This window comes from Halomonas sp. B23F22_20 (genome assembly GCF_043496985.1).
Classification (GTDB): Bacteria; Pseudomonadota; Gammaproteobacteria; order Pseudomonadales; family Halomonadaceae; genus Halomonas.
Genome location: NZ_JBIEKH010000027.1, coordinates 1 through 12,264, shown reverse-complemented (window position 1 = coordinate 12,264; position 12,264 = coordinate 1). Strand labels below are relative to the sequence as shown.

General features: G+C 46.4%; 8 protein-coding genes. 2 read left to right on the top strand and 6 right to left on the bottom strand.

Annotation, left to right across the window (positions count from 1 at the left end):
* Nucleotides 1-151: 151 nt before the first annotated feature.
* Nucleotides 152-1,291, bottom strand: a complete 1,140-nt coding sequence (locus ACGTN6_RS17995; protein WP_394594301.1) for a hypothetical protein — start codon at nt 1,289-1,291, stop codon at nt 152-154.
* 4 nt (nt 1,292-1,295) lie between these two features.
* A complete protein-coding gene (locus ACGTN6_RS17990; protein WP_394594299.1) occupies nt 1,296-2,336 on the bottom strand; it encodes a hypothetical protein in 1,041 nt (346 codons plus the stop codon).
* Nucleotides 2,337-2,578: 242 nt separating this feature from the next.
* Here ACGTN6_RS17990 and ACGTN6_RS17985 point away from each other — a divergent pair, with 242 nt between their 5' ends.
* Both ACGTN6_RS17985 and ACGTN6_RS17980 read left to right on the top strand, forming a co-directional pair.
* Nucleotides 2,579-2,890 carry a transposase gene (locus tag ACGTN6_RS17985; protein ID WP_394594297.1) on the top strand — a complete coding sequence of 104 codons (312 nt, stop codon included), beginning with the start codon at nt 2,579-2,581 and terminating at the stop codon, nt 2,888-2,890.
* 5 nt (nt 2,891-2,895) lie between these two features.
* A complete protein-coding gene (locus tag ACGTN6_RS17980) occupies nt 2,896-3,705 on the top strand; it encodes an IS3 family transposase (RefSeq protein ID WP_394594294.1) in 810 nt (269 codons plus the stop codon).
* Between the two features lie 269 nt (nt 3,706-3,974).
* On the opposite strand, the gene ACGTN6_RS17975 is transcribed toward ACGTN6_RS17980, so the two are convergent.
* Genes ACGTN6_RS17975 through ACGTN6_RS17960 form a run of 4 tightly spaced genes read right to left on the bottom strand, consistent with a single transcriptional unit; the run spans nt 3,975 to nt 12,090 of the window.
* A complete protein-coding gene (locus ACGTN6_RS17975) occupies nt 3,975-4,802 on the bottom strand; it encodes a hypothetical protein (protein WP_394594291.1) in 828 nt (275 codons plus the stop codon).
* Between the two features lie 9 nt (nt 4,803-4,811).
* Nucleotides 4,812-8,018: a glycosyltransferase gene (locus tag ACGTN6_RS17970; RefSeq protein ID WP_394594345.1), complete on the bottom strand. Its 3,207-nt coding sequence runs from the start codon at nt 8,016-8,018 to the stop codon at nt 4,812-4,814.
* 24 nt (nt 8,019-8,042) lie between these two features.
* Nucleotides 8,043-10,322 (bottom strand): tetratricopeptide repeat protein, encoded by a 2,280-nt coding sequence (locus ACGTN6_RS17965; RefSeq protein ID WP_394594289.1) that lies wholly within the window; start codon nt 10,320-10,322, stop codon nt 8,043-8,045.
* Nucleotides 10,323-10,338: 16 nt separating this feature from the next.
* Nucleotides 10,339-12,090 (bottom strand): coiled-coil domain-containing protein, encoded by a 1,752-nt coding sequence (locus ACGTN6_RS17960; protein WP_394594287.1) that lies wholly within the window; start codon nt 12,088-12,090, stop codon nt 10,339-10,341.
* Between the last annotated feature and the right edge of the window lie 174 nt (nt 12,091-12,264).

Below are 12,264 nucleotides of genomic sequence, written 5' to 3'. Positions count from 1 at the left end.
GCAAAGTTATCAAGATAAAAAAACACCTAAGATGTCACAGCATATGACTATCGGTCACCTGCTGTCTAACGCAGTAACAAAAACGCTTTAAATATTGCAGCAAGAGCATTTTATGATTTAGCATAGCGCCATGAGAATATCTCAATAAGACTTAGGGTCTAACTGAATCTACAAACCTCAACAGGTAAGCATAAGCTATAGATCCTCTCGGATGGGAAATAATCCAATCAGCCGAATCAAATTCCTCAACCACCCTCCAAATCGATTCAAATATTTCGGGCTTGGCGTCTATTAGAAGCACAAAAGGGAGAAGATCTATATATCTTCGAGTGCTGGACGGATTAGTTTTATTCTCCACATCACCCATAGTTAGTCCTTTACCAGAAACTTTACTAAAGATCTCTTCCACATTAGAGAAGTTTCCACATCTAAATACATTTTTATAAATTGTTTCCGCGACCTCTGGAAGCAGCACCTCCACCTCAGAAAAACCAATAGTATAAATTCTCCAGAAGTATCTAATGGTGATTTGCGCTTTCCAAACTGGTTCTACAGATCCGTTTTTTGCATTGTTTGGATAGGGCTGGTAGTTCCAAACCTTCTTCCCAGATGAGTCTAAATAAAGACTAGATGATATAAACTTATTCAAAGATAAAAATTTTTTATAGATACTTTCATCGCAAGGCTGCATACAATGCGCAAGATAATATGCTTCCGCAACAGAAGTGATATGATTTAATGCTTCCACCTCACCGCTTAGCAGCCTCTGATAATAACCTACTCCACCTAAATTCTCATCCAACTTATAACAGTCATCAAATTCTCTCAGAGCATCTAATGCTACATTTTTAGCAAGGTGAGCAACATCCTTTAACTCAGCCTCTTCTGAAGCCAACGCAAGACGAGAGAACCAAAGAAGGGAAGTGCAAATCCTTCCTGCATGTGTTGTTATATTAGTATATAAATTGTTGTCTAAAACTTTTTTTGAGTACTGTCGATCAGTTCCCCAAGCTTTCAGAACACGACCTCTGATAACATCTTCACGTCCGAGTTGGAAATCTGTACTTCCACATATAGCACCTATGACATTTGTCAATACAAAAAGATATCTTGAGTCACAGGTACTTTCAAAGGCTAGTAATGAAGATTCTATCCAGTACGTCACATCCCATGCATAATATCTCCCAAGAGAACTAAAATTATTCTTGTACTTTTCATTAAATAAAGCAGCTTGGCGCTCAATGTAGCCTAAAAAGAACTCATTTCCAAGCCTTTGGTTTACGGTTAGCATTATTTTATCCTACCTGGCCAGCTAATAAATTATCAAACACATGCAAATTCAACATTGACAATCTATCTTTATCAACAAAGCAAATATCTGAGATAAGTGAAATGCCACCTGTGTCGATTTTATTCATCCTCTGCGATATCTTCCATGGTATATCAACTTCACACTGAGACTCAAGCCAACTAATATCATCAAAAACCCCCAAGTTTATACTGTCATAAACGTTCTGAAACAACTTGGGTTTAATGCCGCCAACTAAATTCGCATCTGCATTCATCACAACTTGAAGTAGTCGACGACCTTTTGCATCTACAACGTTATCCAAGTCACTCATAAACCTTTGGCGATAAAGTTGAATTAGCTGCATCGCTTCCGCGGATAAACTTTCATTTTTCCTTTCCACAGGATTGTCGAATTCATCATAGGCCTTAATACCGATAACAGACTTTATGTCAGCCACGCTGTCACTGACTAACTCCAAAATTCTGATCGAAACCCTCCCAGGGAATTTGTCTTCATAACTTTGAACAACTTTCCTAAAAGGAACAGATTTTGGAGATTTGAATCTTGAGGAATATTTAATTCTTTGCTGAACTAATGACAAATAGTGGTGTGCCGGATCGCGCAAATAGACCACAAACCTGAAAAATTCTAAAGGAATTCCTATATCACGTGACAGTTTGTGCCAGTCAAAATCATTTGCATGCCGAAAAAAAGCCTCCGTAGATAAAACAACTTTGTCACAAGAGCTAGCTTCTATTTCACTTCTTAATTCCTCAACATACGTCCCATAATAAACATCACGCTCCGCTCCGGAGCTTTTAATTCTAGAAACAACCATCCGACCAAGATCGTCATGATTATGGAAAACACCAGCTGTTAGATCGGTATGGTTTTGTTTGAAGCCAATACTGCGGCTAGTAGGATAAAGAATGTTTTCTCGATTCAGCAGCTCGTCTCTTCGGCTGAAAAGGAAGTCTTGAATTGAAGTTGTACCAGTTTTATGTGCACCTATATGTACAATAACTTCCATCGTTTTGCCCGCCAAAAAAACTTCCTTAGCATTAATGAAAATGTCGCCAATCTCAGCTTATCATGAAACCGCTTCAAACTCTCTATTTCTGCAGTAAACTGAATCATAAAGCACTGAAATGACTCCCTCCCGGGCCCACGAAGGCCGCAACATGGAGGGGATGACAACCTATGCCGTTTTCAAGAAAGGGCTCCCCAAAGCTGAAGTGACCCCCTCCAGAGCTGCACAGGCTATAGTGCAGCCATCAGGAGGACAGGATGAACGACGACAACCCCATCAAGCGATGGACCGCGAAGCGCAAGGCTGCCGTGGTTATGGACATGTTCAAGGGCAAGACCACGGTGGCTGAAGTGGCTCGCCAATACGACCTCACTGTCTCCGAGGTCGAGGGCTGGATCGATGAGGCCCAACGCAACATGGAGAATGGGTTCAAAGCCCGCCCCAAGGACATCCGTGAGCAGTACGAGTCCGAGCTTCGGGAGACCAAGGAGGCACTGGGCGAAGCCCACCTGCAGATCTATGCACTAAAAAAATTCAAGCGCCTGCTCGACGAGGACGAGAACTCGTAAGGTCGTTGCAGGCGCAACTGGCCGCGGAAGGCCATGTAGTATCGCTCGTCAAGCTCTGCCGCTGGTTGGGCCTCCCGCGGCGAAGCCTGTATTACCGGCCCAAGCCGCGGCGCCGTGTGGTCAATACCGAGCTGGCTAGCAGGGTGAAGCTGACTCTGGAACGGTTCCCTACCTATGGTTATCGTCGTCTGGCGTGCGTATTGGGAGAGAACCGCAAGCCTATCCAACGCATCCTGCAGTTGAAGGGCTGGCAGGTGCGCAAACGACCCCAAGGCTTCCGGCCACGTGCCAGGAGCTTGCCGTCAGTCGCTTCAAGACCTGATGAGCGATGGGCAACTGATCTGACTCACGTGTGGTGTGGAAAGGATCGACGAGCCAGCTTGGCGGTGATAATCGACTGTTGCACTCGGGAGATCCTCGGCTGGCGATTATCGGACAACGGCAGTAGCAAGACCGCCGAGGCCGCGTTGGAAGAGGCCCTGGTGCATCGATTCGGCGCTTTGGGCCGAATTCATCAGCCCTTGGCACTGCGGTCCGATAACGGCCTGGTCTTCAGCAGTCGCCACTACACGGGCACGGTGAAGGCCTACGGACTGACGCAGGAGTTCACTACACCGTACACGCCGGAACAGAACGGGCTCGTAGAGCGCTTCTTCCGCTCCCTGAAGGAGGAGTGTATCTGGCTGCATCGGTTCGAGTCGCTGGGACAAGCCAGGGCAGTGATCAACCACTGGATCCGGTACTACAACGAAGAACGGCCACATCAGTCTCTGGGCTATGTGGCACCCCGAGCACACCCTGCATTAGCTGCGTAGGGTGTGCAGAAACTAGGGGGTCATTACAAAGCGACGGAAAAAGAACCCAGGAAAACAGCAGAAAACACTGGTTAACTATAGGGGCCCCACGGGGGCATGTGTCAGGTGATTACCGTCATTGTACAGTCTAATTAGAGCTTAGCGCCTGGTCTGAATTTCGAGATCCACTTCAAACTATCGCTGTACACACAGTACAACCGCAAGATCATAACATCACTAGCTATAAACAAAAGTTAAAAAGATATTGTAATTCACCTTGACAGGCCTGATCACAACAAATCTTTTACCCAGCTTTCAATAAAATCTGTATCAGTTATTGTCAAATCCAGGTCTCTAAAATTTTTTTCAACCACTCTATTCACAATTTCTTTTTCAGAGGGAGACATAATAACTTCATAGCGCCTATCAGGTCGGAACTCACCTTTAAAATAGCTCCGATCTTTACCTTTAGAAATCTTATGATTACCACCTATATAATGAAAATTTTCATCAAAGGGCGTGCTAGAAATCATTATCTCTTTCCCAAACAAACTCTTCCCAAACCTTGCTAAATCACTATCGCCCATATCAACGATAACCTCAGGAGAAGCATATATAATATTTTCATTTGCAAAATTACTTTCTACCCATTTAACCCTTGATGCTAGATCTTTGTAATAACTCTCAGCAGCCTCTCTAAAAATATCAGCTGATTGAACACTGCCTCCCTTATGCGAAAAACCTTCAACTCTTTTAGCATAACTTAACGCAGCTGAATACTTGTTCTTCAAAAGGACTAATATTTTATCTGGCATGCCAGAGAAATTCTTATAATAATAAGGCCTTTTATCGCCAGAAACAATAAATTCAGATTGAAAGCGTTCCTTTAAAGCGCTACTAATATCGTCTTGGGGTAACCCTTTCAGGTAAGCCTTAAACGAGGCGGAAAAATGAGGACAGTGATCACCTCCGCACTCCTTACAAAATGCAACATCTTTGTGCTTTTCCGAAAAGACTTTCCAGATCTCTCCAACATGCTGAACTGAAGAAAATCTATGTAAGACACTTCCTACAACCGTACTACCTGAAAAGTTTGGACAAACTATACCAATATACATACTCCCCCCTCAACCTAACAACAGTTTCATTTGCAACGCACCGTTACTAAAGTCTTGCTCGATCTGATTAGTGACATTAGGCGTCTTTTTAGCATATTTGGCCGCCTCTGACCAATGCGTTAGATAGATCTTTTTTGCAACCACTTCACCATGCTTTTGGATAATCCTAGAAAACTGCTGTAAGAATTTTTCCTTGAGATAGTACATGTCCATGCCATAGATTTTATTATCAACAGCGGACTTCTCAGGTGCCAAACGAACCAAAGCATCTTTGACAGACTTGATACGGTAAGACTCAAAAAATCGAATATTGAACTCCAAGTCTTGGTGGCGAAAATAAGACGGATCAAAGCCATTTACATCAAATATGGCCTCCCTCTTATACGTGGCGGTGTTCGTATGCAGATAGTGTTTTTTATAGTCTAAAAGGAGAATTTCTTTGGTCAAGTCTCCCTCAGCAAATCTATTCAGATCAAGCTCTGGCGAGTTCCATCCCAGAAATCCGCAGTAAACACCCCCTATGTGATTCTGGCTGTCTCTCAGTGCTTCTACGCTTTTAGTGATTCGCCCTTCAAGGTAAATATCATCGTCATCAAGGAAGCATATATATTCACCTGTACTCGCCAAAATACCGGTATTTCTTGCGGACGCTCCGTTCGCGTTAACCTGATGTTTCAGGTATCTGATATTCCGCTTTTCGAAGTCACTCTTCAGCGAATTCACAACCTGCTCTGTTTCAGCATCAAACTCGGAGGCTCTCCCGTTATCATCAACGATCAGAACTTCCAGGTCTGAATAGTCTTGCTGTAGCACACTTGTTACGGCAGCACGCAGGTGATCCGGCCGCTTGTATGTTGGAATTACAACAGACACCCTGCCAGCTTTGACTTCTGGTTCATACCCATTTACCGGTAGCAGGAATGAGCACTCATCTTTTTCGGCAAAAATCGCATCCAGGTCATGCTCAATCATTTCCTGGGTCACCGCCAACTGCTCAGGCACTTCCAGAAGCACATCAATAGAAAGGTTGCAGCCTGTAGCCTGTTTTACAATAGTCTCAGTTCTATATTCGCACGTAATCTGACTCAGGTTGTGGAGTGGCACCAATCCATTAGAACCCTCAATGTAAACTGCCAGATTATAGGGCAGAGCTTTTTTCCAGAAACTCTCCAGGTATTTAGCATTCTTAAATGAATTAAGTAGCAGCCCTACAGTAATTTTCTTCTGTGGATACTGGTAGTCCCCAACCCACCACTTCACCCGGTTGGCGTGTTCATACTGAGACCGGGTTTCCCGGATGGTGCTTTTCGCAACATCCGGCATCACAAGATTGGGGAATGCCACAAAACACTGGCTGGGGTATTTCTCGTAAATTACGCCAAGCGGCAGGTTATCAAAGGGCGCTTCCATGTATTCCTGATTTTTGATTACCTCGTCATACACGCTGATGTCAAACGCTATGGCAAACGAGCCTTTTGTATCGTGAATTGTTGGAGTATAAAAGCGCTGATTCAGGGCGTCCTCAAAATCGATTTTGCTCCATCCGTACTGGGATGCGCCGAGCATGAGCACTTTCCAGTCGTCGCCAACATTCCGGGCGAATTCGCTGAACCTTCTGCCGAAGTCGGTACAGAAAAGAACGTCATCTTCCAGAATCAGAATCCGCTTATACCCCTTCGCCTTCGCGTCTTTCAGGATGTTTATGTAGGTATGAAGGTAGCCAACCGCCCCCGGCGATTCGATCAACTTCATATTTCTGTTTTTTTCGTAGCCATTGTGGTCTTTGAAATGCTTCAGATCGCCTATTCTTGTCTTTTTGTAATTTTCAAACCACTGTAGTGGTTTTCCTTTATAGCCATTCACCGCCTCAAAATATTCAAAATTTACACCCATTTTTTTGAGACTTGACGAAACCTTGTAACGCTTCTCTTTCTCGTGATTCAAGCTAACAAGGTAAATATTATCAAAGTAGATATTGAGAGCGACTGTTGCGGGTACGTCATCACTTTGGTGGGTTGGCAGTGTAGCGTTGTAATAGAGGTAGTCCACCTTGCTTTTGTTGGCCAATGCCTTGGCACAGAATTCATATACATCATCACAGAACCTGATAATCGCATCTGCCCGTGAGTGGGATCGGTTCTTGGAACTGACGGCTGCTTCCACATTTCCTGAAGCAAGCCGGAAAACCGATGCAGCTTCCACCCACTTCCCAGCTTCGTTATTGTCCTTATCAACTACGATCTCTTTCCAAGGAGATTCCTTGGTCCACGCATCCCACATGCCCGGAACGTTAAGGCGTTTGAGCAGCTCAACCTTCGGTTGATTTCCGTAGACTCGTTTATCATCAAATCCCAAGCGGGCGTGTTTACTGAACGCAATTTGTGGCTCTTCTACGGCATTTGTAGCAGCGGCGTTGGCCAGACCCGGAGCGTTTTCCAGGCATCGTTCCATCGGCACAATGAGATAATCCTTGGTGCCTACACTCCGAATTGCAGATTGTAACTCTTCAAACTGCTGCTGCGACAAAAAGCAGTTGCCATCCCACGGCAGAACCCAGTCATAGCCGCGCTCTTGACCATATTGCAGAGCGTAGTTTCGCGCCCCATTGTTGTTCATCAGATATGCGTTTTTGAGCTTTCTGCGTGACACATCCCAGCATGATTGCTCCCAGCTTGTCAGCGACTTGTTCAGCCATTTGGAGCCTGTTGGCAGATCTTCATCATAGAAGGGAATACTAAGGTATTCATCTTTTTTGAAAATTACTTCAAAAAAGCTTTTGCCATAACTTCGAATCAAGTCTTTAATCTTCTGCCGCTTATGGTCAGAGACAATCCGATTCAAGAGGAAAACCTTGTCAACACCGGGGTATTCCGGCTCGTTATCCAGAATAAATTTCAGGTTTTCGATGGCTTGTGTGTCCGAGTGCAATCCCGGCAGGTCGTTCCCAATAATTCTGACACAGCAAATTTTTGGGTTATTACGAGTTGCCGGTATCTTGTCTTTCTTAATCGATTTTTTAACCGGCTCACTAATTTCTCTGCGCTTTGACTTAGCAGTCGCAGGATGCTGGTCGAGCTTTTCTTGACATTTCTTTATATTGTAATCAAAAGCGGTTGAACCTAATTCTGACTTTAGCTTTTCATACAAGCTCAATGCTTCTTCGTAGTTCCCCGAAAGAAATTCTTCAAATGCTATTTTAGTTACGCTATTTTCCATCACGCCAGCTCTCTCAATACTCAATTAAAACCTGAACTCCCAGTTCAGAGAAAAATTTTCACAATTGGAAGGTGAAAACTCAAACTTGTAAACACTGTATACTTGCTCACAACCATCTACCTCAGGCTCAACAAGAACAGGATTACTCACTTCTTCCTCTTCGTTCGTCCAGACTTTAATTCGCTTGGAGGCCTCAGCTTTACGATCTTCAGTAAAATCAGCTGTCTCGGCCCGCCCCAACTTCTCGGGCATCATAAAAAACAACGTAACGCTGTCTACACTTACATTTCCCTTAAAGCCCCATACTTCTTTCCCGGTTAGCCTTCCTGCTGCCACGGTATAAACTGTGGAATGTCTGCATTGGATAGCCTTTTCAGGGAGTGCTTCATTAAGTCTTGTTAAGTGTGATGCCGAGAACGATAACCGGAAACATTGCTTTTTACCCTGCACATCTACTGTTTCATAACAAGGGTAGGCAATGTATTCGCCACCATCGGAAAGTCGTATGATTGTTCTTAGCACCGGCTTAAAATAATCCGGAATTGCGCCAACCTTAGCGGTGAAAAATGGCACTGGCTGGTAAGCCATTTGATTATAATGGCGCTCACCGTTTACCAAAGGTATATTTACAATGTCACCATCACACCTGATGGTCGTTACTGAATAACAGCACTCAGCCTTTTTGAAAAAAGTAACCTTTACATCGGGCATTCTTTCTATCCAGGATTCGTACTGTTCGAAAAGAGTTTGGTCATTTAAATAACCTGGGAACTGCTCCCAAACTCTTTGACTATAGAGGTGATGATGCAATAATGAAAGATTTTCTCCCAATATGCGGTGCTTTCCCCGATAGGCATCAGTTGCTTTACCATCATTCCAAATATTAACACTTCCCCGTCTCTTATCGAACCAAAACGTCAGGAACTTGCCTGTAATTTTCTTTGAAAAATAGCAAGCGACCGCTAGTTCCTGTTCATTTAACAGGTTGTGCACCTTTGCGGCGGTCAGAATCTCAAGAAAGGCGCTATCTCCATAGGCTCCAATACTTCTGCCCCACTGAAAGCCATCCCCTCGATCGTTTGCATTGAACAGAACGTAATCTGCCGACGCTTTCAGCCACTTCTTCATTCGCTTTGTGAGAGGTAGCCCAGCCTCATAGAAGCGGTAGGCGATTTCTGCAATCAGCAGGAAGCTGTAGCGGTCATACCGGCCTTTACCGTTGGTTTCGTCTGGAAAACCTTCACCGCCGGAAACTACTTCGTAGTGGTCCAGTTCTTTTTCAAGCAGGTTTTGGCTGTGTCCCAAGTTATCCCAGCCCAGCTGATAGCGCGTATAGGCAATACTGTAAGCTATTCCATAGAAGTTGTTGGGCTTTTTGATTAAGGTGTAGTCAGTTTCCTTGACGAAACTGCGCCAATCCAGCCGTTTTCTGAGCTCGACCAGTTCCTGAAAGCTGAAGCACTCAGTTATCAGACTTGCTTCGTTCAGTATTTGCAATGCTTTCAGATAGAAGTGTATGCCCCAGCTTTCAATGTTCTGGTCATCTACGCTGTGCATGATCTGGCGGAAATGCTGGCAGCGCTGTTTAGTGATCGCGCTGCCCGGGGGGTGTTCGGTTACCCAATAGGCGAGGCCCATGGCGATTTTTCCCGGCAGGAAAGGGTCATTCTCTCTGAACACCTCTACGCCATCGACAATCAACTCTTGCCCGTATTGAACAAGCCGGTGGGCGAAGCTGCCCAAAATTGCCATGAGTTGTTCTGTGTAGGGCTTGTTACTGTTGTCTTCTAGCTGGGGCGGTTCTTCCGCTTCGGCCTGGTAAGGAATGGATACCGAAATGCCCATCTGGGTGCCTTGATGATTTGCCCGTACAGGGGTTATCAGTTGGTAGTCTGTTCCGGGTATACCGGCTTCTAGGGATTTTCCGAAATAATTTAACGCGTTTTCGGTGGTCCCCGCGAGCAGTGCAGCTCGGCCGAGGGAGTTATAGGCACCGGCAGCAAATATTTGCGATATGGCCCGTTTGTTCATACCCCACTCTACGGCTTTCTGGAGATAAGGCTGTGCTTCAGCTTGTGTTCCGTCTTGGTGGTGAGCTACAGCGATGATGGCGGCCAAAAAAGCCCTCGCCTCTTGCTGCTCAGCGGCTTCCAGAGTTATGGCTTTCAGGGCGGGCCAATCACCGTATTCCCATTGTGTTTGCACGGTGGGGGGCAGGCGGGCGTTGTGCCGGTAAACCTGTATGCCACTTGGAATTCCGCTAGGGAGTACTTTACTCTGAGTGTCGTCTTTTTTGGCAGCCATGTTGACGGGTCGCTTACTAGTCCAGCATGAGAGTTTTGATGGTAGCCATCTGTGTCTCGGCCTTAATGAGTTCTTTTTCCAGGCCACTCATTCGTTCATTAAGCTTCTGGCTGTCGCAGGTAATTTTGCGGTTAGTTTCGGCAAGCTCAGTGACTTGCTCCTGGCGTTCTGCAGCTTTGCATTCAGCTTTCTTGAGCTTTTGTTTGAGCTCTTCAAAGTTCCGCATTTGAGACCGGAGGTTTTCCAGCTCCTTTGTTTTCTGTTCGATAATCCCCTGAAGTTCCGCGTTCTTTTTCGTTCTGTTGTTCAGCCAGCCTTTGTGATCTTCCAGTAATTTTGCGGTTTCCTGGTGAGCCTTTTGTCCTTTCTCCTGATGCTCTCGGGCTTTTTTCTGCGCTTCTTCTAAAGCTTGCGATTTTTGCTTTAATTTTTTATTTTCGCTTTCCAGTCTTACTGCTTCCTTTTTAAGGTTTTCCAGATCTGCCTGCAATTTTTCTGCTTGTTGTTTACGTCTCATAAACTGGTGCTTTTTTTCTTCCAGAGAACCGGAAGTGGCTTGATGTGCCACTTGCTCTTCTTTCAGAGCCTGTTTTACTTTTTCCAGTTGCTGGGTGGTTTCGCTCGCCTGCCGGCTTTCTTCAGCTTGTTTTAGACTACGGTTGGTGTTCTTCAGCCCTTCCTCGAGAGTCAGGTTCTCAGCCTGAAGCTTTTTGTTTTGAGCTGACGCTCCGTCCAGCATTTTTTGCAGCTTGGCATTTTCGGTAGTCGCCGCATCAACTTGCTGCTTTATCGCCTGCGTATCGCTTTCTAGCTGTTGATTTTTTTCTTGTAGTGCCACCAGCTCCTGCTGCTGCTTTTCGGTTTTCCGTGTTCGCTGCTGGAGCTGCTCACGGCTTTCCTCCCACGCTGCTGTCGTGGCTTTATGTGCGGCTTGCTCCTGCTCCAGCTGTTGTTCAACCTCTCTCAGGCTAACATCACGCTGCTGGGCAGTTTGCTGCGCCTGAGTGGTCACTTGTTGATGCTCAGCCACAGCTTTCTCTGCCTCGGCCCTAGCCTTCTGGGAGGCATCCAACGCTTCCCTGGCGGCCTTCAGCTCCTGCTGAAGGCGTGTCTCGCGCCCTTCCTGCTGAGCCAGTTGCTCATTGAAAGTCTGCTGCAAAGTCACCATCCGGCGCTTCAAGGGGCTAAGGCGTAGAGTCCAGGTCTGCCAGTCCGGATCCTTGGCATCATGCTCAGTTAGCTCGAACCCATAGTCCTTCAAGGCACCCAGGGTCTGCTCTACAGGCGGGGTATCGGGCTGATGGGGCACTGTCGATGATGTCACGCACAGTTCGGAAACGCGGCTCAGCTGATCGTTTTCCATCAGCGCTTGCAGGATGGCGTGCTCCTCGCCCGGGGCGTGCAGGATGAGGTGAACCGGTACGTCGCCTTTCGCAGGACCATACTCGGCCATCAGCTGCTGGGGAGAGATGGTCGATATCGGGTGGCGGTGTAACAGCTTGAGACCGGGGAAAAGCCGCTTGAGCTCGATCGGCTCGTGCAGTCCGCTGGCCTGCGGCAGGTTATACTCGAGCAACTCGCAGGAGCCCGGTTCAGCGGCCACCGCGGCTTCCACCACCTTGACGTGGGAATGGCCCGAGGCGGCCTGGCGAAGGCGCTCGGCGAGGACGGGATTGGGCTCAACCAGCACGATACGCCGGGCGTCACCCTTGAGCCATTCAGCCAGACGTGATCCTTCACTGGCTCCAATGTGAATGATGCTGTGCATGCTGTCTCCGCGTGCCGACTGAACGCAGGCGGCTATTAAGAGGTAAGTGTAGGGTCCCGGATGATCAGATGAGCCATAGAAGTTATCCTTTGCTGGCCGCCAAGGGGCTTCTTCAACAGTTCATCCGGGAGCAAGGATATGGACATCAAGCTACATAAACAGGCGACCACCACA